Annotated in this window: 21 protein-coding genes; 8 read left to right on the forward strand and 13 right to left on the reverse strand. The window is 58.9% G+C overall.

The window, feature by feature from the left end:
* Nucleotides 1-23: 23 nt before the first annotated feature.
* Together ACA079_RS07880 and ACA079_RS07885 are read right to left on the reverse strand one after the other, a co-directional pair.
* Entirely contained in the window at nt 24-1814 is a 1791-nt protein-coding gene (locus ACA079_RS07880; RefSeq protein WP_497703107.1) for a bifunctional diguanylate cyclase/phosphodiesterase, read from the reverse strand.
* A gap of 161 nt (nt 1815-1975) precedes the next feature.
* Entirely contained in the window at nt 1976-4057 is a 2082-nt protein-coding gene (locus ACA079_RS07885; protein ID WP_497704293.1) for a carboxy terminal-processing peptidase, read from the reverse strand.
* A 182-nt stretch (nt 4058-4239) separates the two neighbouring features.
* On the opposite strand from ACA079_RS07885, the gene ACA079_RS07890 reads away from it, so the two are divergent.
* The gene (locus ACA079_RS07890; RefSeq protein ID WP_046056550.1) at nt 4240-5202 is read left to right on the forward strand and encodes a zinc-binding dehydrogenase; all 963 of its coding nucleotides are present in this window, start codon (nt 4240-4242) and stop codon (nt 5200-5202) included.
* 55 nt (nt 5203-5257) lie between these two features.
* Here ACA079_RS07890 and ACA079_RS07895 read toward each other — a convergent pair whose 3' ends face one another.
* From ACA079_RS07895 to ACA079_RS07920, 6 genes are all read right to left on the reverse strand, one after another.
* Nucleotides 5258-5911 (reverse strand): HAD family hydrolase, encoded by a 654-nt coding sequence (locus ACA079_RS07895; protein WP_497703108.1) that lies wholly within the window; start codon nt 5909-5911, stop codon nt 5258-5260.
* Between the two features lie 34 nt (nt 5912-5945).
* Nucleotides 5946-6935, reverse strand: a complete 990-nt coding sequence (locus tag ACA079_RS07900; RefSeq protein WP_497703109.1) for an ABC transporter ATP-binding protein — start codon at nt 6933-6935, stop codon at nt 5946-5948.
* A complete protein-coding gene (locus ACA079_RS07905; protein ID WP_497703110.1) occupies nt 6932-7732 on the reverse strand; it encodes an ABC transporter permease in 801 nt (266 codons plus the stop codon). Before ACA079_RS07905 ends, ACA079_RS07900 begins: the two co-directional genes overlap by 4 nt.
* The gene (locus ACA079_RS07910; protein WP_497704294.1) at nt 7719-8555 is read right to left on the reverse strand and encodes an ABC transporter permease; all 837 of its coding nucleotides are present in this window, start codon (nt 8553-8555) and stop codon (nt 7719-7721) included. Before ACA079_RS07910 ends, ACA079_RS07905 begins: the two co-directional genes overlap by 14 nt.
* A gap of 5 nt (nt 8556-8560) precedes the next feature.
* Nucleotides 8561-9367: an alkaline phosphatase family protein gene (locus ACA079_RS07915; RefSeq protein WP_497703111.1), complete on the reverse strand. Its 807-nt coding sequence runs from the start codon at nt 9365-9367 to the stop codon at nt 8561-8563.
* Nucleotides 9368-9488: 121 nt separating this feature from the next.
* Nucleotides 9489-10556 carry an ABC transporter substrate-binding protein gene (locus tag ACA079_RS07920; RefSeq protein WP_497703112.1) on the reverse strand — a complete coding sequence of 356 codons (1068 nt, stop codon included), beginning with the start codon at nt 10554-10556 and terminating at the stop codon, nt 9489-9491.
* A 348-nt stretch (nt 10557-10904) separates the two neighbouring features.
* On the opposite strand from ACA079_RS07920, the gene ACA079_RS07925 reads away from it, so the two are divergent.
* Nucleotides 10905-11618, forward strand: a complete 714-nt coding sequence (locus tag ACA079_RS07925) for a UTRA domain-containing protein (protein ID WP_008145862.1) — start codon at nt 10905-10907, stop codon at nt 11616-11618.
* Nucleotides 11619-11649: 31 nt separating this feature from the next.
* Here the strand turns inward: ACA079_RS07925 and ACA079_RS07930 are convergent, their stop codons facing one another.
* Entirely contained in the window at nt 11650-12417 is a 768-nt protein-coding gene (locus ACA079_RS07930) for a DODA-type extradiol aromatic ring-opening family dioxygenase (protein WP_497703113.1), read from the reverse strand.
* Nucleotides 12418-12520: 103 nt separating this feature from the next.
* On the opposite strand from ACA079_RS07930, the gene ACA079_RS07935 reads away from it, so the two are divergent.
* Complete coding sequence (locus tag ACA079_RS07935) at nt 12521-13174, forward strand: thiopurine S-methyltransferase (RefSeq protein WP_497703114.1); 654 nt, start codon at nt 12521-12523, stop codon at nt 13172-13174.
* A gap of 187 nt (nt 13175-13361) precedes the next feature.
* Here ACA079_RS07935 and htpX read toward each other — a convergent pair whose 3' ends face one another.
* Both htpX and ACA079_RS07945 read right to left on the reverse strand, forming a co-directional pair.
* Nucleotides 13362-14249 (reverse strand): protease HtpX, encoded by an 888-nt coding sequence (gene htpX / locus ACA079_RS07940; RefSeq protein WP_008145865.1) that lies wholly within the window; start codon nt 14247-14249, stop codon nt 13362-13364.
* A 316-nt stretch (nt 14250-14565) separates the two neighbouring features.
* Nucleotides 14566-15777: a pyridoxal phosphate-dependent aminotransferase gene (locus tag ACA079_RS07945; protein WP_008145866.1), complete on the reverse strand. Its 1212-nt coding sequence runs from the start codon at nt 15775-15777 to the stop codon at nt 14566-14568.
* A gap of 226 nt (nt 15778-16003) precedes the next feature.
* On the opposite strand from ACA079_RS07945, the gene msrB reads away from it, so the two are divergent.
* From msrB to ACA079_RS07960, 3 genes are all read left to right on the forward strand, one after another.
* Nucleotides 16004-16399, forward strand: coding sequence for a peptide-methionine (R)-S-oxide reductase MsrB (gene msrB, locus ACA079_RS07950; protein ID WP_497703115.1), 396 nt, complete (start codon nt 16004-16006; stop codon nt 16397-16399).
* A gap of 104 nt (nt 16400-16503) precedes the next feature.
* A complete protein-coding gene (locus ACA079_RS07955) occupies nt 16504-16989 on the forward strand; it encodes a glutathione peroxidase (protein ID WP_008002671.1) in 486 nt (161 codons plus the stop codon).
* Entirely contained in the window at nt 16986-17447 is a 462-nt protein-coding gene (locus tag ACA079_RS07960; protein ID WP_008145868.1) for a MarR family winged helix-turn-helix transcriptional regulator, read from the forward strand. Before ACA079_RS07955 ends, ACA079_RS07960 begins: the two co-directional genes overlap by 4 nt.
* Here ACA079_RS07960 and ACA079_RS07965 read toward each other — a convergent pair.
* Nucleotides 17431-19752, reverse strand: coding sequence for a hybrid sensor histidine kinase/response regulator (locus ACA079_RS07965; RefSeq protein WP_497703116.1), 2322 nt, complete (start codon nt 19750-19752; stop codon nt 17431-17433). The genes ACA079_RS07960 and ACA079_RS07965 overlap by 17 nt on opposite strands.
* 166 nt (nt 19753-19918) lie before the next feature.
* Between ACA079_RS07965 and ACA079_RS07970 the strand changes: the two genes are divergently transcribed.
* The gene (locus ACA079_RS07970) at nt 19919-20809 is read left to right on the forward strand and encodes an ATP-binding protein (protein WP_046054402.1); all 891 of its coding nucleotides are present in this window, start codon (nt 19919-19921) and stop codon (nt 20807-20809) included.
* Nucleotides 20806-21288, forward strand: a complete 483-nt coding sequence (locus tag ACA079_RS07975) for a GAF domain-containing protein (protein WP_046054403.1) — start codon at nt 20806-20808, stop codon at nt 21286-21288. The genes ACA079_RS07970 and ACA079_RS07975 overlap by 4 nt, the downstream gene beginning before the upstream one ends.
* Here ACA079_RS07975 and ACA079_RS07980 read toward each other — a convergent pair whose 3' ends face one another.
* Entirely contained in the window at nt 21289-24237 is a 2949-nt protein-coding gene (locus tag ACA079_RS07980; protein ID WP_497703117.1) for an HD domain-containing phosphohydrolase, read from the reverse strand.
* Nucleotides 24238-24260 lie beyond the last annotated feature (23 nt).

Raw genomic sequence — 24260 nt, forward strand, 5'->3', positions numbered from 1 at the left:
TAGTTGAATGATCGCAGCGGTAATCACCGATGTCCGGCAACCAGCGCTTCCTCGGCTTCAGGCACCGCCAGACTATCAATCACATGCACGCTATACCCCGGCACATTCTTCGCGTGATGCTTGGCCTGCGATGCCATCTCCGCCAACTGGCTTGCATCGAGTTGTCCACAGGCCTGTGGATGTAAATGCACCACGCCGATCGACAACGACAGCAACGGAAATTCCTGCCGCACACCCTGACGGTTCGGGGCAATGAAGCAGCCCGCTTCCAGGTGTTCGCTACGGTAGAAGCGTCGGCACTGGCTCTGGAAGTCGTCCAGCAGCTGGTTCAAACGTTTGCGCCAGTCTTCCGGGCCGAGCACCAGCAGGAAGTCGTCACCGCCGATATGGCCGACGAAGTCGCGGGACGGGTCGACCCGATCGTTCAGGCATTGCGCCAGGCACAGCAGGACTTCATCCCCACGGCCGTAGCCATAGATGTCGTTGAAAGGTTTGAAGCTGTCGATGTCGACGTAGCAGATCACCGACTCCCGTTCCTGTTGCAGCAATCGCGTCAGGCATTGCTGGATCGGTACGTTGCCCGGCAGCAGGGTCAGCGGGTTGGCGTAACGGGCTTGCTGAATCTTCAGTTCGGTAATCAGTTTGAGTACGTCGATCACTCGGCCCAGTCCCAGGTAACCGCCGTTGAGGGTGATGATGAAGTCTTCTTCGATGCGCTGCCGGGCGCGGCTGGTGATCAGTCGGCTCACTTGTTGTAACGACTGACTCATCTCAACGGCGAGGAAGTCATCACTCATTAAACGGCTGATCGGCTTGCGGGCGAACAGGTCGGTGGCAAAAGGCTTGAGCAGTGCATCGGAGAGCGAATGCCGATGGACGATGCCGCAGGGCTGGCCTTGCTCGTCGAGTACCGCCAGGGAGTTCAGGTTGGCCTGGCGGCGAAAGGCTTCCAGCACCGTGGCGGTCGGGGTATCGCGACCCACTGCCGGTTGGTCGTTGAGCAAAGCGCTAAGGTCGCTGACTTCATCATTCAACGCCACCACTGTGCTTTCACGTTTGGGCATCAGGGCTCGGGCATCACGAGGTGGATGTTCCTGGGGGCGGCAGAGCAGATAACCCTGAACCAGATCCACGCCCATCTCGGTCAACACCGCGAGTTCTTCCGGCAGCTCGATACCTTCGGCGATCACTTGCGCCCGCGAGGCCTTGGCGATTTGCAGGATCGAGCCGACGAATTCGCGCTTGAGGGCGTCCTGGTGAATGCCGTCGATGAAGTGTCGATCAATCTTCACGTAGTCCGGACGCAGCTCGGACCACAACCGCAAACTTGAATACCCCGCGCCCAGATCATCCAGAGCAATGGAAAACCCCATCGCTCGATAGTGATGCAGCGCGGTTTGCAGCAGCTCGAAATCGTCGGTCGGGGTTTGTTCCGTCAGTTCGATCACCACCTGACTCGGCGGTATGCCGAAGTCCTGCAGCAGTTGCAGGGTGCGCCCGGGTTGGTGGGCGGCTTCGAGCAGGGATTCAGGGGAAACGTTGAGGAACAGTTTGCCGGGCAGTTGCTGCTCATTGAAACGTCGGCAGGCGCTTTGACGGCAAGCGATTTCCAGCTCGCTCAGGCGGCCGGCCTGACGGGCGACGGCGAACAGTGCGAGGGGAGAGTGCAGTGGACTGTTGGAGGGGCCGCGACTAAGGGCTTCGTAACCGATAATGCGTCGCTCAGAGAGGGAAATGATCGGCTGGAACAAACTGTGCAAACCGCTTTGAGCCAGTATGGAACTCAAGGCACTCAGCTGTTCTGTGGTGGTCATGGCTTTCTCTGGCGATAAAAAAGGACTGGGAGCAACTCTTGGATAAAGAGGGCTCCCAGTCCTTTATTTCACGACAGAATGATGACTGTTTGATGACGCTCCGGGGAGCGTCAGCATTAAATTGCCATCATCTTGCTGGTAACAACCTTGCTCGTAACAACCTAGTGCTTGGCTACCGTGGTATTGAGTTTCAGGTAGTCCAACAGAATCCGCCCGGTCTCGCTCAGGTAGGCATCGTCTTCTGGTTTGGTCTTGTCTGGCTCGGCCGCGATCGCGTCTTCGTCTTCTTTCTTCAGCTCTTTGAGCGGCTCTTCACCCTTGGCCTTGCGACGGATGTTTTCCATGACCAGTTGCTTGGCTTCTATGTCGGCGTGTTGCTTACGACGATCGACTTCGTTGAGGCTGACGGTTTTTTCTTCCATCAGCTTCTGGGCCAGGGCCAACTTGTCGCGGATAAACACAAACTCGGCGTCTTTGGCCGAGCGTGCGTCATGCTCGGATTTAAGCTGCGAGATGTAAGGCTTGAACGGATCGACCGCAGGCTTGATGGCCGCGCGGATGGTGTCCCACGGCATGGCTTCTGGCAGTGCGCTTTCGCCGATTTCCTTGGTGTCGATGATCGACGGGTAATCGATGTCTGGCAGTACGCCCTGATGCTGGGTGCTCTGGCCGGAAACCCGGTAGAACTTGGCCAGGGTCAGTTTCAGTTCGCCATGGTTCAGCGGCTGAATGGTCTGCACGGTGCCTTTGCCGAAGGTCTGGCCGCCAACGATCAACGCGCGGTGATAGTCCTGCATGGCGCCGGCAAAAATCTCCGAAGCCGAGGCGGACAAACGGTTGACCAGCAACGCCATCGGCCCTTTGTAGAAGGCACCCGGGTTTTCATCTTCCAGCACATCGACCCGGCCATCGGCATTACGCACGAGAACGGTCGGACCTTTGTCGATGAACAGACTGGTCAGCTCGGTGGCTTCTTGCAGGGAACCGCCGCCGTTGTTGCGCAGATCGATGACCACGCCGTCGACCTTGTCTTTCTGCAACTCGGTCAGCAGTTTCTTGACGTCGCGAGTGGTGCTCTTGTAATCCGGATCGCCAGCACGGAAAGCCTTGAAGTCCAGGTAGAAGGCCGGGATCTCGATGACGCCGAGCTTGTAGTCCTTGCCGTCCTGTTTCAGGTTGAGGACCGACTTCTTGACCGCCTGGTCTTCAAGCTTCACCGCTTCGCGGGTGATCGGGACAATTTTGCTGGTCTGGTCGTTAGGCGCATTGCTGGCCGGGATCACTTCCAGGCGCACCACGGTGCCTTTCGGCCCACGGATCAGCTTGACCACTTCGTCCAGGCGCCAGCCGACCACGTCGACCATCTCTTTGTTGCCCTGGGCAACGCCGATGATCTTGTCGGCCGGTGCGACTTGCTTGGTCTTGTCGGCCGGGCCTGCCGGCACCAGACGCACGACTTTCACCTGGTCGTTGTCGCTCTGCAACACGGCGCCAATGCCCTCGAGGGACAGGCTCATGTTGATGTCGAAGTTCTCCGCGTTATCCGGCGACAGATAGTTGGTGTGCGGGTCGTAGGACATGGCGAAGGTGTTGATGTACGCCTGGAAGATGTCTTCCGGACGAGTCTGGTCCAGGCGCGCCAATTGGTTCTTGTAGCGCTTGGTCAGGGTTTCCTGAATCTGCTTGGAGTCCTTGCCCGCGATCTTCTGCCGCAAGACTTCGTCCTTGACGCGTTTACGCCACAGGTCGTCGAGTTCTGCGGTGGACTTGAGCCAAGGGGCGTCCTTGCGATCGATCAGCAAGGTTTCCTTGGCCGTGAAGTCGATCTTGTCGACGCCTTTGTTCAACTCGGCAAGGGCGAAGTCCAGACGCGCTTTGACGCGGTCCAGGTAGCGCTTGTAGATGGTGAACCCGGCGTTCAGGTCGCCGCTTTTGAGGAAGTCGTCAAACTGGGTTTTCCACTTGTCGAATTCGGCAATGTCGCTGGCCATGAAATAGCTGCGCGACGGGTCCAGCAGCTTGAGGTAGCTGTCATAGATGATCACGGAGCGCGCGTCATCGAGCGGCGGCTTGCTGTAGTGATGGCGCTTGAGCAACTCGACGACGTTCAGGCTGGCGATCACTTCGTCACGATCAGGCTGAAGCTTGTCCCAGCTATTGGCTGCAAACGAATTGGTCGACATCGGCAACAGACCGATACCAATGAATAGGGCTAGGGCGGTGCTGGGGAAAAAATGCTTCATGCTGATTCGACGCGGGGACAATTGATCACGCATATTAGGCCGTCTTTGAAGTCGCCGGTACCACCTGGTTCTGTACGAAAACTGCCTGCTAGATTTCGTATAGGCCCCAGGGCCGGTCGCATAATGCAAGAAAGCCCGGCGCTACAGCTACGGGCTCAGTCCAGACTCACTATGGAGGCACTGTGAAAGCATTGCAAGGCGTTGAAGGTCGAGTGGAGTGGGTTGAAGAGCCCAGTCCTACATGCGATGTAGGACAAGTTCGGATTCGAGTGGCGGCTGCGGGTCTCAATCGAGCCGATTTGTTACAGAAGGCGGGTCTTTATCCGCCACCGCCGGGAGCCAGTCAGGTACTGGGTCTTGAGTGTTCGGGGGTAATCAGCGAGGTGGGGCCGGGCTCGTCCTGGCAAGTCGGGGATCGGGTTTGCGCCTTGCTGGCCGGGGGCGGGATGGCCGAGGAGGTAGTTGTCGACGGACGGCATGTGTTGCCGGTACCCGAAGGTTTGTCCCTGGCTGAGGCGGCAGCGTTGCCAGAAGTGTATGCGACCGTTTGGCTGAATTTGTTTCAACTGGCTGCGCTCAAGCCGGGTGAGAAAGTTCTGCTGCACGCCGGAGCAAGTGGAATCGGTTCAGCTGCCATTCAGCTGTGCAAGGCGTTTGGTAACCCGTGCTGGGTCAGCGTCGGTTCCGCCGAGCGTTTGGCTTACTGCGAAGCGCTGGGGGCGCAAGGTGGGGTCGTGCGCAACGGGGATCTCGATAGCTTGAGCGACCTTGGGCCGTTCGATGTGATTCTCGACCCGGTGGGCGGCAACTACGCCGCACTGAATCTGAAACTGATGGCGCGCGATGGTCGTTGGGTGCTGATCGGCCTGATGGGCGGTCGTGAGGCGCAGCTGGATCTGGCGCAGGTACTGGCCAAGCGCGTGCAGCTGCTGGGTTCGACCTTGCGCAGTCGCGACGAGCAGTTCAAGGCGGATCTGTTCAGCGATCTCAGCCAACATGTCTGGCCGTTGTTTGCTGAAGGGCGTTTAAGCCCGCAATTGGCCAAGACCTTCCCGATCAAGGACGCCGAAGCGGCGTTTGCGGAGTTGGCGACTAATAAGGTTTCGGGAAAGTTGGTGTTGGTAATCGACGAAAGCCTGACCTGACAACACCGAACCTGTGGGAGCGAGCCATGTGGCTCGCTCCCACAAGGGATCTTGGTTACTTCCAGAGGTGGATCGGCCAGCCGGCCTTTTCTGCGTGTTCAAGCAGCACCGGATCCGGGTTTACCACGTGTGGGAAATCTACTTTCAGCAGCAACGGCAAATCATTGCGTGAGTCGGAGTAGAAACTGGCGCCCTCAAGGTTTTCCTCTTCCGCATCCAGCCACTCCAGCAAACGCGTGATCTTGCCTTCGCGGTAGGTCAGCGTGCCAACGGTGTTGCCGCTATAAACCCCATGCGTCACTTCCAGCTCGATTCCGAGAACCTCGTCGATGCCCAAGCGATCGGCAATCGGCCTCACCAGATGCGTGCCCGACGCCGAAATCACCAAAATCCGGTCGCCAGCCTTGCGATGGGCCGCAATGGCTTTAGTGGCGTCGCTGAAAATGATCGGCTCGATGAAGTCTTCCACCCAAGGCCCTACCAAATGGTCGACCTCTTCGGGTGTGCGCCCGATCATCGGCTCCAGGCTGAAGGTCATGTACTCCTCCATGCGCAGTTTGCCGTGGCTGTAGGCGTCCATCAGTTCATTGTTCTGACGCATGAACGACTCTGGATCGACCCAGCCCAGGCGACCCATTTGCTCGCTCCAGAGGGTGGCGCAGTCGCCGTGGATCAGGGTTTCGTCCAAATCAAAAATTGCCAGTGCCATCAGTGCGGTTCTCTCTTCAACATCAGCAAAGTCATCAGGCTACCTCACACAGGGCCGTCGGATCGATGGAAAGCGCCAGACGCTGACCATCGGGATGCAGATCGGCCGCCGAGCGGTTCAGCACATCCACTACCAATTCCACGCCCCGGGCTTCGACCCGGTAGCGAATCACGTTGCCCAACAGGCTGTGGCTGCGGATTTGTGCGTCGAGTTCGCCGTTGAGGCTCAGTTCGATGGCTTCCGGGCGAATCGCGATGCGGTGGGTAATCGGTCGCTGCAGCAGTTTTGTGGCGCTGTCGGCGTCCAGCAGGTTGTAGTTGCCGATAAAGCCTGCGGCAAAAACATCCACTGGCGCGGTGTAAAGGGTTTCGGCATCGCCGCTCTGTACGATCTTTCCCTGATTCATCAGGAAAATCCGGTCAGACATGGTCAGTGCTTCTTCCTGATCGTGTGTGACGAAGATCGTGGTCAGGCCGAGTTCGCGCTGGATCTGACGGATCTGTTCGCGCAGGTGCTTGCGAATCCGCGCATCGAGGGCCGACAGCGGTTCGTCCAGCAACAACAGCCGTGGCCGCGTGACCAATGAGCGGGCGAGGGCCACGCGCTGGCACTGGCCGCCCGACAGTTGATGCGGGTAACGCGCGGCGAAGTCCTTTAGTTCCACCAGTCCCAGCACTTCGGCGACGCGCTTTTGGCTGTCGTCGGCGTTGACCTTCTGCATGCGCAAACCGAAGGCGACGTTCTGCTCCACGGTCATGTTCGGGAACAGCGCATAGCTCTGGAAGACCATGCCGATCCCGCGTTTCTGTGGGCTTAACGGCACAAGGTCAGCGCCATCGAGCAGGATTTTGCCGCCATCCACTGAGGTCAGGCCAGCGATGCAGCGCAGCAGCGTGGATTTACCGCAACCGGACGGGCCGAGGAGGGTGACGAATTCACCTTTCTGGATTTCGCAGTTGATGTCGCTGAATACCGTGGTGCCGGCATAGCTTTTTTGCAGGTGTTGGACGCTGACATAGCTCATTCGCTTTTGTCCTTGTTCAAGATATTGGCCGCCCAGGTCAGAACCAGCACAAAGAAGAAGTAGGAGATCACCAGCGCACTGGTGAAGTGGCCGCTGCTGTTACGCATGTTGTTGAGGTAGACCTGCAGGGTTTCGTAGCGGGTGCCGACCAGGATGTTGGCGAACACGAATTCACCGAACAGGAACGAGAACGACAGCAGCAACGCCACCATCAAACCCTTGCGCAGGTTCGGCAGCACCACCAGGAACGCGGCTTGCCAGGTGTTGGCGCCGAGCAATTGCGCGGCGTCCATCAGGTCGCGCAGGTTGATCGCTTGCAGGTTGTTGGTGATCGCCCGGTACATGAATGGCAGCGCGATGGTGAAGTAGCAGCCGATCAGAATCCACGGCGTACCGACCATCGCAAACGGCCCGGAACCATAGAGCTGCAACAGCCCCACCGAGGACACCACCGGCGGCACCGCGAAGGGCAGCAGGATCAGGATGTTCATCAGCGCATCAAGTTTGGGGAAGTGGTAATGCACCACGAACAGCAGCGGCAGAATCAGCACCACCGCCAGAATCAACGCGCCGACGCACACCAGCAACGACTGCCCGAAGGCATGCAGAAAGCGCGGATCGCTCCACAGCTGGATGTACCACTTGAAGGTAAAGCCGCTAGGCAGAATGGTCGCCGACCAACTGCTGGCGATCGAGTAGATCAACGTCCCGACCAGCGGCAACAACAGGATAGCCAACAGAAGGTACACCACCACCCGGTGATAGACGCCGGCGGGGCCCAGTTCAGCGCGAGACATGGTAGCTCCTCTTCAACAGCAGCTGATGCACGATGGTCACCAGGGTCATCAACGCAACGAGCACCACAGCCAGGGCACTGGCGAGGTTCGGGTCAAGGGAAATGTCGCCGGAAACCATCGCCGCAATGCGGATTGTCAGCACGTTGAAGTTGCCGGTGGTCAGGGCATACACCGTGGCGTACGCGCCCAGGGCGTTGGCCAGCAGGATCACAAACGTACCGAGCAGCGCCGGGGTCAGCACTGGCAAACCGATGTACCGCCAGTACTGCCAGCCGTTGGCGCCGAGCAGTTCGGCGGACTCACGCCAGTCTTCACGCAAGGCGTCGAAGGCCGGATAAAGCAGCAACACACCCAATGGAATCTGGAAGTAGGTGTAGAGAATGATCAGCCCGGTTTTCGAATACAGGTTGAAATCCTGAATGATCCCGGCCTGCTTGAGCATGATCGTGAAACTGCCGTTGAACCCCAGCAAAATGATGAACGCGAAGGCCAGGGGCACGCCGGAGAAGTTGCTGGTCATGTTGGCGAAGGCGTTGACGAAGTTGCGCAGTTTCGAATCGACCCGGCGCAGGGAATAAGCGCCGAGTACCGCGATGATGATCCCGAATACGCTGGACCAGAAACTGATCTCGAGGCTGTACTGGATCGCCTGCAAATAGAACTTCGAATTGAAGATCCTGGTGAAGTTGGCGAGGCCCCAGCCGAACTCTTCCGATTGCAGGCTGTTGATCATCACCCAGGTCAGCGGGGCGATCTCGAACACGATAAAGAACAGGGCGAAAGGCACCAGGCACAAGGCAGCCAGCCACTTGCCACGGGTCATGGAGTTCACTTGAGCAGCTCCCGGCAGACAGGTTTGTCGTGGGCCACGCCCAGCAGTTCGCAGACGGTGCCGCAGATTTCAGTCTGTTTCGGTGCGGCGTTGGCATTGAAGCTGAAAGCGTCGCCGAGGACGAACAGTGGTACTTCGCGTTCTTCCGGCAGCAGGCCGTTGTGGGACCGGTCGTTGTTCATGCCATGGTCGGCGGTCACCAGCACTTGATACCCGGCGTCGAGCCAGGTTTGCAGGTAATCCGCGAGGTAGATGTCGGCGAAGCGCGCGCTGTTGCGGTATTGCGGGGTGTCGAGGCCGTGCTTGTGCCCGGCGTCGTCGATGTTCATGGGGTGGACCAACAAGAAGTTCGGCGCGTGCCGCAGGCGCAGGTTTTCGGCGTCGGCGAACAGGTGCGCATCCGGGTAGTGATCGCTCCAGTAGAAGTGCCCGTGCTGGATCGGCAGTTTCGGATCGTCGGTGTGACGATCCCGGGCCGCCACGAACGGCGAACGGTTGTACAACTCGCTGACCCAGTGATAGGCCGCGGCGGCAGTCGTCAGGCCGGCATCCGTGGCGTAGTGATAAATGCTGCGCTGGTTGGACAGGCGCGAGACGTTGTTGTGGACGATACCGCTCTCGATCGGCGGAACGCCGGTGAGGATGCATTCGTAAAGGGGGCGGGACAGGGCCGGCAGTTCGCACTCCAGTTTGTAGAGCTCCGCGCGTCCTGCGCCGACATAAGCCTGCAGGTGCCCCATGGCGTGGCGAGCGACCTCGTAGTTGAGGCCGTCGAGCACGACAAGGATGACGTTGTGCTTCATAGGGGCGATGACTCCGCAACAGGAAACAGATGAATCGAATTCAACTCAATCCACTGTGGGAGCGAGCAAGCTCGCTCCCACAGTGGATCTCCATCAGAGATCCAATCAGGGACTTACAGCATTACTTCATCTCGACGATGACTTCTTCGTTCCACTTCTGCGGCAAAGCCTTGGAAGTCTTTTCCCACGCATCCGCGTCTTTGATCGGCGTGACCTTTTTGTACTGCTCGTTAGGCAGCAGCTTGGCCTGGACGTCAGCCGGCAGCTTGATGTGCTCGGCGCGGATCGGACGGGCGTTGCCTTTCGCCAGATTGATCTGACCGGCATCGCTGAAGATGTATTCGCGGGTCAGCTTGGCGGCGTTCGGGTTTTTCGCGTATTTGTTGATGATGGTGGTGTAACCGGAAATCACCGAGCCATCGGATGGGATCAGCACCACATAGTCATCCGGGTTCGCCATCTTGGCCTTGTAGCTCAGGCCGTTGAAGTCCCACACCACGCCGACTTCGATTTCACCCTTTTCCATCGTGGCGATGGTCGGGTTGGCCATGGACAGGCGGCCTTGTTTGGCAAGGTCTGCGAACAGCAACAGCGCTGGTTGCAGGTTTTTCTCGTCGCCACCGTTGGCCAGTGCCGCGGCCAGTACACCGTTGGCGGCCTGGGCGGCGGTGCTCACGTCACCGATGGAAACCTTGTATTTACCGGTTTTCAGATCAGCCCACTTGGTCGGGGCTTCGGAACCGTGCAGCAGCTTCTTGTTGACGATAAACGCGATGGTGCCGGTGTACGCCAGCGCCCAGTTGCCGTCCTTGTCTTTGGCCCAGTCCGGGACTTGCGCCCAGGTGCTTGGCTTGTAAGGTTGCACCACGCCTTGTTTAACCGCGATCGGGCCGAAGGCTGCGCCAACGTCGCCGATGTCAGCGCTGGCGTTGTCTTTCTCGGCGGCGAACTTGGCGATTTCCTGCGCCGAGCTCATGTCGGTGTCGATGTGTTTCAGGCCGTACGTCTTGGCCAGGTCTTCCCAGGTGCCTTTCCAGTTGGCCCAGTCATCGGGCATGCCGACGCTGTTGACCTCACCTTCCGCTTTCGCCGCGGCTTCCAGGGTTTTCAAATCACTATCAGCCGCCATCGCGGCGGTGCACATGGCAATGGTCGAGCCTAACAGTGATGCCAGGAAAAGCTTTTTCATCCGAAGCTCCTTTGGGCGTTTTCAACGCTGCGATTGCGGTTGTGTTGGTCTAGGTCAGCAATACCTGAGCCAATTTAGGCGCCCCTGATGACATTTTGATGTCGACGACTGGTCGGCCTATATTTTTTGAGCTGCAATGCTCAGGCTTCGGAGTAAGCGTAGACCATGGCTAATAGGCTGATATAAAAGGCTTGGCCGTGAAATTGCAGGCGTCTGGATCAACCGTTCGGCGGCTTTGTCATCTGTCAGTCATGTGCAGTGCCTAGGCTTGTCGGGAGTTGAGGGAACCGATTTGAATCGCGGTTCCGCCCCGAAACAGTGCTGGTCTAGTCCAGATAGGTAACGTTGATGCGCATCGAGACAACCAAAGCGGTGACAGCTATCGGGCAGGTTCTGCAGGAACAGCTCGACCATGGCCTGTTGGCGCCCGGGAGCAAACTGCCGGCCGAGCGCAAGCTCAGTGAGTTGTTCGGGACCACGCGGATCACTGTGCGTGAAGCGTTGTTGCAACTGGAAGCCCAGGGGCAGATTTATCGGGAGGAGCGCCGTGGCTGGTTCGTGTCGCCACCGCGCCTGGCCTACAACCTGATGCAGCGCAGTCACTTTCACGCGATGGTCAGTGCGCAGGGGCGGGTGCCGTCCACCGAGGTGATTTCGGCGCGGTTGCAACCGGCGTCGGCGGCGGTCTGCGCCTGGTTGCAGTTGCCGGCGTTGTCCAGCGTGATTCAGATTTGCCGGGCACGGCGGATTGATGAGCGGCTGGTGTTGTATGTGGAGCACTATTTGAATCCGCAGTTTTTCCCGGGGATTCTGGATTTTGATTTGAATCAGTCGATTACCGAGCTGTATGCGCGACATTACGACTTGCACTATGGGCGGGTGCGTTTCGAGATTGTGCCGACGGCGTTGTCGGTGGATGCGGCGGCGGCTTTACGGGTATCGGTGGGGAGTCCGGGGTTGCGCATCGCTCGGGTCAATTACGATCAGCATGAGCGGTTGATCGATTGTGATCTGGAGTTTTGGCGGCACGATGCGATTCATGTCGGGGTTGATGTGGTCTGAGCCTGGCCGCCACAAACTGTGAGTTTTTACGTTATCCGAAGCGGTAAATGTCCATGCCCAAGGCCCCCATGGTGAATCCCTTGTGGGCCACGCTGAAATGTCCTCCGGCGCCGCGGGCAAAATACAAAGGCAGCAAATGTTCATCACTCGGATGGTTGCGCACCGCATTCGGTGCTTGCTGACGGTAATCGTGCAACGCGGCTTCGTCGTTGGCAGCAAGTTTTTCGATCATCCAGTCACGAAATGCCTGGGCCCAGGGTTCGACGCTTTCCGGGCCGGCGTGCCAGTCCAGTTCTCGCAGGTTGTGGGTGATGCTGCCGGAACCGATCAGCAGCACGCCGTGTTCGCGCAGACTGGCGAGGGCATGACCGACGCGGGTCTGCAGGGCCGGGCCGCCGCGTGTAGGCAGCGAGACTTGCACCACGGGGATATCGGCTTGTGGATACATCAATGACAGCGGCACCCAAACCCCGTGGTCGAACGGCCGTTCGGCGTCGATGCGTGCGGGCAGGCCATCGCTCTGCAGCAGTTCGACAACCTCTGCGGCCAATTGTGGATTGCCGGGCGCCGGGTATTGCACGTCGAACAACGCCTGCGGGAAGCCGCCGAAGTCATGCCAGGTTTCAGGCCGGGGATTGCCGCTGACGAGTAACTCATTGCTTTCCCAATGCGCAGAAACAATTACGATGGCTTTGGGTTTCGGTAATTCTGCGGCCAGGCGAGCGAGGGCAGGCCCGCTGGCGCCCGGTTCCAGTGCCAACATGGGCGAGCCATGGGATATGTACAGGCTGGGGAACATGAATGAGCTCCTGAGGGGTAAGATGGCGTCATCTTCAGTCAGATCATTGATCTAAATCTAATATAAGTTTTAGGGTCTTTTGATCGAATTTTCGGGATTAATTATGCAGCCGGAGTTTTGGCACAAGCGGTGGACGTCGAATCAGATCGGCTTCCACCTGCCGGAAGTAAATCCATATCTGCAACGGTACTGGCCGCAGCTGGGCCTGGAAGAGGGCGCGCGCGTACTGGTGCCGCTATGTGGGAAAAGCCTGGATCTGCTGTGGCTGGCGAAATGCGGTCATGAGGTGCTGGGCATCGAGTTGTCGGAAAAAGCGGTGGAAGACTTTTTCCACGAGCATCAATTTGATCCGGACGTCAGCGACCAAGGCCCCTTCACGGTCTATCGGGCGGGCTCGATCGAGATCTGGTGTGGTGATTTCTTCGCGCTGACGGCCGGCGATGTCGCTGATTGCAGTGCGCTGTACGACCGCGCTGCGTTGATCGCCTTGCCACCGAAGATGCGGGAGCAATACGCCGAGCATCTGAAGCGGATTGTGCCGAAGGATTCGCTGGGGCTGTTGATTACCCTGGATTACGACCAGGCACAAATGGACGGGCCGCCCTTTGCCGTGCTGGATGACGAAGCGCAACGGTTGTTCGGTGCTTCGTGGGAGTTGAAGATTTTGGAGGACCAGGACGTTCTGGGCGAAAGCTGGAAGTTCCTGGAAAGCGGTGTTACGCGGCTTGAAGAGCGGGTGTATCGGGTTTCCAGCTGACAGGTTTGTATTGCTTGTGCCGGTCCCATCGTCGGAACGCCGCCCGGAGCAAGCTCGCTCCCACATTGGAATGCATTCCCCTGTGGGAGCGAGCTTGCTCGCGATGGGGCCCGAATGAGCACCAAAAAATCAGCAGACAAAAAAAGGCCCGCATCACTGCGGGCCTTTTCTTTTAGTGCGGAACCTATCAGCCCCGACGACGCAGAGCGTCGATACGCTCTTCCAGCGGAGGGTGGCTCATGAACATGCGGGCGAACCCCTGTTTGATGCCACCGTTAATACCGAAAGCCGTCAGGGTGTCCGGCATGTGCACCGGCAGACCCTGTTCGGCACGCAGGCGTTGCAGGGCGCCGATCATTGCGGCGGTGCCGGCCAGACGTGCACCGGCTTCGTCTGCACGGAATTCGCGTTTACGCGAGAACCACATGACGATGGCGCTGGCCAGAATGCCCAGGACCAGTTCGGCGAAGATGGTTGCCACGTAGTAGGCGATACCCTGGCCTTCTTCGTTCTTGAAGATCACCTTGTCGACAAAGTTACCGATGATCCGTGCGAAGAACATCACGAAGGTGTTCACCACGCCCTGGACCAATGCCAGGGTGACCATGTCGCCATTGGCTACGTGGCCGATTTCGTGGGCCAGAACGGCCTTCACTTCATCTGGCGAGAAACGCTCGAGCAGCCCTTGGCTGACCGCGACCAACGCGTCGTTCTTGTTCCAGCCAGTGGCAAAGGCGTTCGCCTCGTAGGCCGGGAAAATACCGACTTCGGGCATCTTGATCCCGGCTTCCCGGGACAATTGCTCGACGGTTTGCAGCAGCCATTGCTCGTGACGTGTGCGCGGCTGGCTGATGATTTGGGTGCTGGTGCTCATCTTCGCCATCCACTTGGAGATGAACAGCGAGAACAGCGAACCGGCGAAACCAAAGACCGCACAGAAAATCAGCAGCTGATTGAGGTTGAGATCAACCCCGTTGGCCGCCATGAACCCGTTGAAGCCAAAAAGGCTCAGGGTGATGCTGGCAATCAGCACGACCGCCAGGTTAGTGGCCAAAAACAGCAGGATGCGCATCATGGTTGTAGAAATCTCCTCATGCTAAAGATGTAGCGTACTGCGGGGTATATAAGGTGCTGACCCAGGCTATTCAACCGGGTGACTATTTCAAACTGTGTCCTACGGCAACAGTCTAGCTGTTTGAAGGGCATTTCCGACGTCGATGCGGGAAGTGTTTGTCAGCCAATTGACGTCGTAAGCCCCGCCGTTGTTAGACGCGAGCACTCAATGAGTCATCAGTCAGCGATTGAAGAAGCGATGTTCGGCAGGGCGCAAAGAAATGTTGCTGAATCAATCACCGTGCGACTTGCGCAAGCGTCGCACGGTGACAGGCAGGTTACTGGCGATAGGACTTGAGGAAGTTGCCGATACGTCCGATGGCCATATCCAGCTCGTCCACGCGTGGCAGGGTCACGACACGGAAATGGTCCGGCCATGGCCAGTTGAAGGCCGTGCCTTGTACCACCAGCAGCTTCTCGGAGAGCAGCAGGTCGAGCACGAATTTCTCGTCGTTGTGGATCGGGCAGACTTTCGGGTCGATCCGTGGGAACGCATACAGCGCGCCCATTGGCTTGACGCAGCTCACGCCGGGAATGTCGTTGAGCAGTTCCCAGGTGCGATTGCGCTGTTCCAACAGTCGTCCGTTGGGCAATACCAGATCATTGATGCTCTGGTAGCCGCCGAGGGCGGTCTGGATCGCATGCTGGCTCGGCACGTTGGCACACAGACGCATGTTCGCCAGCATGTCGATGCCTTCGATGTAGCTCTGGGCGTGGTGTTTCGGGCCGGAAATGGCGATCCAGCCGGAACGGAAACCCGCCACGCGATAGGACTTGGACAGACCGTTGAACGTCAGGCACAGCAGGTCTGGCGCCAGGGAAGCCGTGCAGATGTGCACGGCATCGTCGTACAGAATCTTGTCGTAGATCTCGTCGGAAAAAACCACCAGGTTGTGCTGACGGGCCAGTTCCAGCATGCCCAGCAGGACTTCTTTCGAATACACCGCGCCGGTCGGGTTGTTCGGGTTGATGATCACCAGTGCTTTGGTGTTTGGGGTGATCTTGGCCTTGATGTCGGCCAGATCCGGCCACCAGTTGGCCTGCTCGTCGCACAGGTAATGCACCGGGTTGCCGCCCGACAGGCTCACCGCGGCGGTCCACAGCGGGTAGTCCGGGGCCGGCACCAACACTTCGTCGCCGTTGTTGAGCAGGGCCTGCAGCGACATCACGATCAGCTCGGAAACGCCGTTGCCCAAATAGATGTCTTCAATACCGACGCCTTCTACCTGCTTTTGCTGGTAGTACTGCATCACGGCCTTGCGGGCGCTGAACAGACCTTTGGAATCGCTGTAGCCTTGAGCAGTCGGCAGGTTGCGGATGACGTCCTGGAGGATTTCATCCGGCGCTTCGAAACCAAAAGGCGCCGGGTTGCCGATGTTCAGCTTGAGGATGCGATGGCCTTCCTCTTCCAGGCGTTTGGCGTGCTTGAGCACTGGGCCGCGAATGTCGTAGCAGACGTTGGCGAGCTTGTTCGATTTGCTGACCTGCATGGCGATGTGTTCCCGAAAATGAACGATCCAGGCGGCGTATGAACGACCGTGCTGGGAATCCTGCGTATTCACACAGGCCTGGCGCCTTGAGAGGCAGCACCCATAAATCAGTTTGAATGCGCGTGGTCTGGCTGCCAGACTGGCGTTTGACGAGGCGCAATCATACGTGCCGCCCGATCCGTGGAAAAGGTACAGATCGGGCTTTTTCAGCTGCTGAGGTGTGATGATGGAAAAGTTGGAAAAAACCCTGGAAGAATGGCGGTCGATGCTCGACCCGGAGCAGTACAACGTTTGCCGCCTCAAGGGCACCGAGCGACCGTTCTCCGGTAAGTACAACGACAGCAAGGTCGATGGTATTTACCACTGTATCTGCTGCAACGAGCCGCTGTTCGACTCCAAAACCAAATTCGACTCCGGCTGCGGCTGGCCGAGCTTCTATGCACCGATCGGTGACAGCGCCATGGTCGAGATCCGTGACGTCAGCCACGGCATGATCCGCACCGAAGTGGTCTGCGCCAAATGCGATGCGCACCTGGGGCACGTGTTCCCGGACGGCCCGCCACCGACCGGCCTGCGTTATTGCATCAACTCGGTGTGCCTGGACCTGGTACCCCGCGGGTAATAAGCCAGAGGGCGATCCGATGATCGCCCTTCGGATATTTAAATTGCACACAATTCAATTGCTCGCTATGTTTGTCTCATCTTCCCTCATTTAGAGTCCGAACCATGAGCGACAACCTGCTGAGCATCCCTTGCACCACCATCAAGGGTGAGCAAAAGACCTTGGCGGATTTCGCCGGCAAGGCCGTGTTGGTGGTCAATACCGCGAGCAAATGCGGCTTCACCCCGCAGTACAAAGGCCTTGAAGAGTTGTGGCAGACCTACAAGGATCAAGGTCTGGTGGTGCTAGGCTTTCCGTGTAACCAGTTCGGCAAGCAAGAGCCAGGCAACGAAGGGGCGATTTCCGAGTTCTGCGAGTTGAACTTCGGCGTCAGCTTTCCTCTGTTCAAAAAGATTGAAGTCAATGGCGCCGGCGCCCATCCGCTGTTCGTTCAACTGAAAAAACGCGCGCCGGGTGTGCTGGGTTCTCAGGGCATCAAGTGGAACTTCACCAAGTTTCTGATCGGCAAGGATGGCCAGTTGGTCAAGCGCTTCGCCCCCGCGACCAAGCCGCAGGACCTGACCCGCGAGATCGAAGCCCTGCTCAAATGAACACCTTGTCAGTCGATTCCCTGAAGCTTGACAGTCAACTGTGCTTCAAGCTGTACGCCGCTTCCCGGGCGGTGATCCGCGCCTACAAGCCGATGCTCGATCAGCTCGGCCTGACCTACCCGCAATACCTGGCGATGCTGGTGTTGTGGGAATGGCAGGAGGCAGCCCCGGAGCAGCCGACGGTCAAGGCGTTGGGCGAACGCCTGGCGCTGGATTCCGGCACGCTGACGCCGTTGCTCAAGCGTCTTGAGCAACTGCAACTGGTTCAGCGTCAGCGCTCGGCGCGGGACGAGCGTGAAGTGCACTTGAGCCTGTCGCCAACTGGCAAGGCTTTGCGCGATCAGGTCGGGCCGCTCAAGGCCCGTCTGTTATGCGACAGCGGTGTGGATCTGGATCGCCTGAACGATCTGCGCGATGGTCTTGATCACCTTTTGGGGCAAATCAAAGCACTGTCGTAGTAGGGACCCACAGGTCCAGCAGGGCAGCCAACTCTTCCCGACGGAAGGGTTTTGCCAGGTAATCGCTCATGCCTGCCGCACGACAGCGTTCGCGCTCTTCGGACATGGCGTTGGCGGTCAGGGCGACGATGGGCAGCTGTGGCCAGCGTCCGCTGCGACGGATTTGCCGACTGGCCTCGTAGCCGTCCATCACCGGCATGTTGCAGTCCATCAGCACCAGATCGAATTCGCTCTGCTCCAGCTGATCCAGCGCCTCGCCACCGTGACCGGCGACAATTACCTCGCAACCGAGTTTTCCGAGCATCCCCTTGGCCACCAATTGGTTGACCGGATTGTCCTCCACCAGCAGCACGCGTCCGCGTCGTTGTGGGGAGAGGGCGTCGAGCCGGGCACCGTTGATCGTGTTGAGTTCCGGCTGCAGGGTTCGCCGCAGCGTCTGGTACAGCGCGTTGCGTGCCAGAGGCCGCGCCTGTTGCTGTAAGGGGGCGAGGGCGAGAGCTTCTTCGCTGGGCATGAAACTGCCGTAAGCGGTGACCAGCAGAATGGGCGCTGTACACGAAGGTCGCAGGCCAAACAGGCATTCGGGGCAATCGGTAATCAGTACATCCGGGTTCAGGCCCAGCAACGAGTCATCAATGGAACGCTGCTCATAGTCGAGCCCCCAGCCGGGCAACACACTGTTCAACAGTTCTGCCAGACCACTGCTGGCGGCGGTGATTGCGATGACCTTGCCCTGTAAAGAGGCCGGGGGAAGGGCGCGGGTGTGGCTGGGCAGCGGCAGATCCGCACAGAACTGGCTGCCGAAGCCTGCTTCCGAGCTGATGGTGAGGCGCCCTTGCATGGCTTCGCAGAGGTTGTAGGTCAGTGCCAGGCCCAACCCGGTCCCGCCGAATTGCCGGGTAATGCCGGCACCCGCTTGCGTAAAGGGCTGGAAGATCTTGACCTGGGCGTCCTGGGCGATACCGATGCCGGTGTCGCAGACTTCGATCCTGACGCCGTCCTCGAATGTCGACAGGCGCACATCGACGCGACCGAAACGGGTGAACTTGAGGGCGTTGGACAAGAGGTTGCTGACGATCTGTCGGACCCGGGTCGGATCCCCGAGCACCAGGGCCGGAAAGTGCGGGTCGATCAGGCAGCTCAGCTCGACACTTGGCGCGGCGTTTTGCGATAGCAGGTTGGCGGTGTCTTCGATCAACGAGCCAAGGTCGAACGGAATATGTTCGAGCTCCAGTTGGCCGGCATCGAACTTCGACAAATCGAGAATATCGTTGAGCAGTTCCACCAGTACTTTGCCCGAGTCATGGGCGATGGACAGCTGTTGCTGTTGCTCGGCATTGAGCGGGCCGTCCAGGGACAGCGCGATCATCCCCAGCAGGCCATTGAGCGGCGTGCGGATCTCGTGGCTCATGTTGGCCAGGAACACCGAGCGCGCTTCGGCCATGTCGAGGGCGGTGCTGCGGGCGACTTCCAGTTCCTGATTGGATTGGCTGAGCCGCGAGTTGATCGCCTTGAGTTCCGCCGTGCGGGCCGAGACGATGTTCTCCAGTTGCCCGAGGTAGTCGGTCAGGCGGTTTTCGGCGTTGCGTCGCTGCTGGATTTCGGTGGCGATGTTTTCGAATTGCTGATTGGCAACCTTGACCAGTACACCGATTTCATCGTTTTCATGGTCCGTCGGACACTCCAGCGACGTCGACTCCGTACTGCGCGGGTCGCGACTGCTGAGTTCACGGATGACCCGCACCAACGGTTTGGTCAGCATCACATAGAACAGCGCCAGCAGGATGCCAGTCAGCAGCAGGCTGCGGGCGAAGCCATTGAGCAGGGTCACCTCGGCCCGACGCAGGAACCGGTTGCCGAATGAATAAGTGTCGACGTCCAGGCTCAGGGTGCCGAGGGATTCGGTCGGCAAGTGATCCAGGTAGAGACGGTCTTCGAACCGCCGGTTGGCGCCGAACAAGAAGTCGCTGATCACCCGATAGCCGCTTTGCACGCCTGGGCGTTTGACGTTGGCCAGCACGGTACCGTTGTTGTCGGTCAACTGCGCGCCGATGATTGCCGGCGAGCGCAACAGGCCCAGGGTCAGTTCCTGAGCGAGTTCGGCGTCGATGTTGTAGGCGATACGGGACGCGGGGTTGTGGCTGATTTCCAGCAAAGACAGGATTTCGCGGTTGATGGAGGCGTCTTCACTGGCATAATCGATGCCTATTTGCAGCAGACTGAGCAGCGTGCCCAGAATGAAACCGACCAGTACGGTAAGCCGGGCCTGCTTGTAGGACAGGCGGTTGGTGAACTTGATATCCATGGGGTGTTGAACCACTTCCGTTTCCCTTCGCTGCTCAAGCATAGTCGATCATGCATGGATACCGATGTTCTCGCGAGCCCTTGTGCAAAGGGATGAACCGGACACCGAACGCTGTGTTTCGTCGCTGTATCGCCATCATTACTGTGAACGTGCCCGAGGAGAAGACGTGGATTCCCGATTAAATGCTTTTCTTGAACGCGCCGATGCCGTTTTGGCCCGTATCGAACCGCTGCTGCCTGCACCTCGGCAAGCTATCGACTGGAATCATTGCCTTGCCGCGCGCTGGCAACGCGAGGGGCGCAGCGGGTTTCTGTTGCCGCTGGAAGTCAGCCTCGACATGCGTTTGTCCGACCTGATCGGTGTCGACCGGCAACTGGAGCAACTGGGGCGAAATACCCAACAGTTCCTCGATGGTATGCCGGCCAACCACGCATTGCTCTGGGGCGCGCGCGGCACCGGTAAATCGTCGCTGGTTCGCGCCTTGCTGGCCGAACACGCCAAGGCCGGTCTGCGACTGATCGAGATCGAACGCGATCACTTGGCGGACTTGCCGCGCGTGGTCGAACAGATTGCCAAGCTGCCCCAGCGTTTCGTGCTGTTCTGCGATGACCTGTCGTTCGAGTCGGGCGAGGGTGACTATCGCGTGCTCAAGAGCGTGCTCGACGGCTCGCTTGAACAAGCCCCGGATAACGTTTTGTTGTACGCCACGTCCAACCGTCGCCATCTGGTACCGGAAAAGGAAAGCGATAACGAAAACTGGAAACGCGTTGACGGTGAACTCCATCCCAGCGAGGCAGTGGAAGACAAGATCGCGCTGTCGGACCGTTTCGGATTGTGGCTGTCGTTCTATCCGTTTACCCAGGAACACTTCCTCAACGTCGTCGAGCACTGGATCGGTCAGCTGGCCGACAAGGCGGGCCTTAAGTGGCAGCGAGACGAAGCACTGGACATCCTCGCGGTACGCTGGGCCACGGGCCGCGGTAATCGCAACGGACGTTGCGCGTATCAATTTGCCCGCTATTGGGTCGGGCTGAAGTTGTTGGAGCACAAGGCATGATTGATTTACAGAAGAGCGGCCAGGGCCTCGAAGGCTACGGCATGTTGTGGGCGCAATTGGAGTCATTGCTGGCGGACGAGCGGGATTTCATTGCCAACGCCGCGCAGTTCTCGGCGTTCCTTTACAACCAGCTCGATGACCTGAACTGGGCCGGGTTCTACCTCAATCGCAACGAAGAATTGGTGCTTGGCCCATTTCAGGGACAAATCGCCTGCGTGCGGATTCCGTTCGGCCGGGGTGTATGCGGAGCGGCGGCGGCCACCTTGCAGACCCAGTTGGTCGAGGACGTGCACGCGTTCCCCGGACACATTGCGTGCGACAGCGCGTCGAACAGCGAGCTGGTGGTGCCACTGGTCAAGGACGGTCGATTGATTGGCGTGCTGGACCTCGATAGCCCGAAACTGGCGCGTTTTACCGCTGAAGACCAGGCCGGTATCGAGCAGTTGGCGGCGATTTTCCTGCGCCTGACCGACTGCTGATCATGCCCTCAAGCCTGCCTTGACCAGCAGGCTTGTCGGATCAACCGCATCGATCTGTTGGGGATCGAGGAATCGATCAGCGTACTGCAAGTAGATTTGCGCGTTGATGAACAGCCCGAACAACTCAGGATCGATGTGGGCATCCCGGCACATGGTGGCCATGATGCCCAGCGCTTCGCTCAAGGACTTGGCTTTCTTGTAGGGGCGATCGGCGGCGGTCAGCGCTTCGAAAATATCGGCAATCGCCATCATCCGCGCCGGCAGGCTCATTTCTTCGCGCTTCAACTGTTTGGGATACCCGGTGCCGTCCATTTTCTCGTGGTGGCCGCCGGCGATCTCCGCGACGTTGGTGAGGTGGCCGGGGAAGGGCAGGTGGCTGAGCATCAGAATCGTCTGCACCATGTGGTGATTGATGATGTAACGCTCCTCGCGGGTCAGGGTGCCTCGGGCAACACTCAGGTTGTAGAGCTCGCCCCGGTTGTACTTGTAGCGCGGCACATCGAGTTTGAACCCCCAGGGATTATCCTCCGGAATCAGTTCGGCTTCGGGTCGTTCGAACAGGTGCTCGGGTTTGTCCGCCAGCAATGGCTCGCTGACCGGCAGTGTCGGTGCCGGGGTCCGCGCCTGACGCCGGTTTTCTTCCCAGGAAACACCCAACCGGTCATCCAGGGTTCGGCTCCAGGTGCGTTTGGCGATGCTGCGCAGTCGTTGCAGGTCGGACTCGGCCATCGCCTCGCCACCCAGGTTGCATCGGGCAATGAATGCGAAATCATCGTCCAGCCCTGCTAGCGTGGCGTTGCGCAGTTCGGCCAGGTGTTGCTCGTTACCGCCCAGGGCCATGGCTTGCCAATAGCTGATCCAGGCATCGCGCTTGAGCACTTCGAAGCGGGTGCGGATTTCGTGAATACGGTCGTTAAGGGTTTCCAGCTTCGTGGCTTTATCGACTACATATTCCGGAGTGGTGACCTTGCCGCAATCGTGCAGCCAGGCGGCGATGTGCAGCGCTTCCCATTCATCTTCGGTGGGTTGATAGCCACTGAAGGCCGGGTCCTTGCTGGCAGCGGCAGCTTGAGCGAGCATCAGGGTCAGCGCCGGCACTCGCTGGCAGTGACCGCCGGTGTAGGGGCTTTTGGCGTCAATCGCACCCGCCAGCAGTTGAATGAAGGAATCCAGCAGTTGTTTTTGTTTGGCTTGCAGACGCTGACTTTCAATACTCACGGCGGCCGCGCCGGACACGGCCTGGAGGAACGCGATGCGGTCCGGACGAAGTTTTTCCAGATCGCTCTGGTTGCCGGTATCAGCCAACAGCAGGACCAGCAGGCCCACGGTTTCGTTATGACGATTGTGCAGCCGAATACCGATCAGATGAACGCGGGGACACTCCAGCGCATGCAACACCTTCTGCAAATCCCCGGCCTGTTCAAAACCCAGCGTGGTGACGACGTTGTCGGCATTCGACAGCTGTTGTAGCCATACAGGGCTTTGCGGAGCCTGGAGTTCGTGTCCTCGAAGATCAAATGACGGCAATGCTCGTGAGGTGCCGTTGACGACCAGACCATGGGGCTCCATTCGATCGCCATCACTTTCGCGCAGGTAGATCAGGCCGGCCTGGGCCTGGCCGATTTTCACGGTTTCAAACAACACCCGTTCCAGCAAGGGGGCGAAGCGAGTCTCGGCGCTCAGGCTGTCGGTGATCTGGAAAAAACTCGCCAGGGTGTCTTTCATGCGCGTCATCGACACGCTCAGTTGGTCGACTTCGAGCACGGGAGAGCGACGTGAGGCCGGAAAGTTGAAGTCAAAACTGCGAACCGCATCGGCTTCCCGCACCAGCGCGCGCAAGGGTTTAACCAGAATTCGCGAGGTCAGCCAGCCCAGCGGCAGGCACAGCAACAACGTGGCCAGGGTAATCAGCGCGCCTTGCCAGCGCATGCGGTAGGCATCGACGAGTAATTCATCTTCCGGCACCAGCAGCGCCAGTTGCAGTCCCTGGGGGCCGCCTTCCTGCATGCTGCTGCGGGCAACGATCCATTGCCGACCAGCGACATCCAGGCGGTTACCTTCAGGGGGATTGTTGAGCAGTGCGCCGAGGCTGGGGCTGAGGTCAGCGGCTTTGATCAGGCGGGCAGTCTGATCGTCGATGATCAGTTTGCTGCTGTCGGGATACGCGATGGCATTCCCTTCTGCATCGAACAGCACGATTTCGGTACTGGGCGTCACGACATGTTTGGCCAGGGTTGCGGAGAGTTCCGCCAGGGTCAGGTCGGCACCTATGACAGCCTGTTCGCCACTGCGCCGGGCCAGGGTAGTGCCGACATTGTGGGTGGAGAAAAAGATGTAGGGTTCGGTGGTGATCTGATCGCTGTCGCTGCGGGCGTTGGCATACCAGGCGCGGGTTCGCGGATCGTAGGTTTCGTCGGGGTTGTCCTGGCGGCTGACGAGGGCCAGTCCCTGATCGAAAAACAATGATTGGGAGCGGACCTGACCGCTGTTGCCGGTTCGCTCAATGCTCCACACCTGATAAGCCGCAGTATCCGGTGCCTTGAGGAGCGTTTTCAGGTCGGGGGTTCGCAAGGGCCGAACCATGAAGAAATCGCCGTTGCCATAGCCCAGATACAACGAGGCCAGGTCGGGGTTGTCCTTGAGCGACTGGCTGAAGGGTTTGAGTAGTGCCAGGCGTTGCTCCAGGCCAGAAGCCTGGGTCGCCGGGTATTCCGCCAGCAGGGACAGCAGATGGCGAATCGGTTCATAAGTGGCATGCAGGTCGAGACGGACGTCCTGCTCGATGCGGTTGAAGAGCTTTTCACTGCTGGAAAGAATGATCTGCGTGGTTTGCCGGTAGTTGAAAAGGCCCAGCACCACGCCAGTCAGCAACAGCAGGAAAGTGAACATCACGCTGATATGGACGTGCAGGGGAAACCGACGTTGATCCGGGCGCAGTGGGCTGGGCATTGCGGGTCTCTCCATGATGGTTA

Source organism: Pseudomonas sp. LBUM1645, assembly GCF_059716185.1.

What these genes read in the sequence shown, in the direction of transcription:
- ACA079_RS07895 (WP_497703108.1), bottom strand. Translation starts at nt 5,911, where the DNA reads ATGGCACTGGCAATTTTTGATTTGGACGAAACCCTGATCCACGGCGAC.
- ACA079_RS07980 (WP_497703117.1), bottom strand. Translation starts at nt 24,237, where the DNA reads ATGCCCAGCCCACTGCGCCCGGATCAACGTCGGTTTCCCCTGCACGTC.
- ACA079_RS07905 (WP_497703110.1), bottom strand. Translation starts at nt 7,732, where the DNA reads ATGTCTCGCGCTGAACTGGGCCCCGCCGGCGTCTATCACCGGGTGGTG.
- ACA079_RS07975 (WP_046054403.1), top strand. Translation starts at nt 20,806, where the DNA reads ATGATTGATTTACAGAAGAGCGGCCAGGGCCTCGAAGGCTACGGCATG.
- ACA079_RS07885 (WP_497704293.1), bottom strand. Translation starts at nt 4,057, where the DNA reads ATGAAGCATTTTTTCCCCAGCACCGCCCTAGCCCTATTCATTGGTATC.
- ACA079_RS07910 (WP_497704294.1), bottom strand. Translation starts at nt 8,555, where the DNA reads ATGACCCGTGGCAAGTGGCTGGCTGCCTTGTGCCTGGTGCCTTTCGCC.
- ACA079_RS07965 (WP_497703116.1), bottom strand. Translation starts at nt 19,752, where the DNA reads ATGGATATCAAGTTCACCAACCGCCTGTCCTACAAGCAGGCCCGGCTT.
- htpX (WP_008145865.1), bottom strand. Translation starts at nt 14,249, where the DNA reads ATGATGCGCATCCTGCTGTTTTTGGCCACTAACCTGGCGGTCGTGCTG.
- ACA079_RS07880 (WP_497703107.1), bottom strand. Translation starts at nt 1,814, where the DNA reads ATGACCACCACAGAACAGCTGAGTGCCTTGAGTTCCATACTGGCTCAA.
- ACA079_RS07955 (WP_008002671.1), top strand. Translation starts at nt 16,504, where the DNA reads ATGAGCGACAACCTGCTGAGCATCCCTTGCACCACCATCAAGGGTGAG.
- ACA079_RS07930 (WP_497703113.1), bottom strand. Translation starts at nt 12,417, where the DNA reads ATGTTCCCCAGCCTGTACATATCCCATGGCTCGCCCATGTTGGCACTG.
- msrB (WP_497703115.1), top strand. Translation starts at nt 16,004, where the DNA reads ATGGAAAAGTTGGAAAAAACCCTGGAAGAATGGCGGTCGATGCTCGAC.
- ACA079_RS07915 (WP_497703111.1), bottom strand. Translation starts at nt 9,367, where the DNA reads ATGAAGCACAACGTCATCCTTGTCGTGCTCGACGGCCTCAACTACGAG.
- ACA079_RS07935 (WP_497703114.1), top strand. Translation starts at nt 12,521, where the DNA reads ATGCAGCCGGAGTTTTGGCACAAGCGGTGGACGTCGAATCAGATCGGC.
- ACA079_RS07920 (WP_497703112.1), bottom strand. Translation starts at nt 10,556, where the DNA reads ATGAAAAAGCTTTTCCTGGCATCACTGTTAGGCTCGACCATTGCCATG.
- ACA079_RS07900 (WP_497703109.1), bottom strand. Translation starts at nt 6,935, where the DNA reads ATGAGCTATGTCAGCGTCCAACACCTGCAAAAAAGCTATGCCGGCACC.
- ACA079_RS07960 (WP_008145868.1), top strand. Translation starts at nt 16,986, where the DNA reads ATGAACACCTTGTCAGTCGATTCCCTGAAGCTTGACAGTCAACTGTGC.
- ACA079_RS07925 (WP_008145862.1), top strand. Translation starts at nt 10,905, where the DNA reads ATGCGCATCGAGACAACCAAAGCGGTGACAGCTATCGGGCAGGTTCTG.
- ACA079_RS07945 (WP_008145866.1), bottom strand. Translation starts at nt 15,777, where the DNA reads ATGCAGGTCAGCAAATCGAACAAGCTCGCCAACGTCTGCTACGACATT.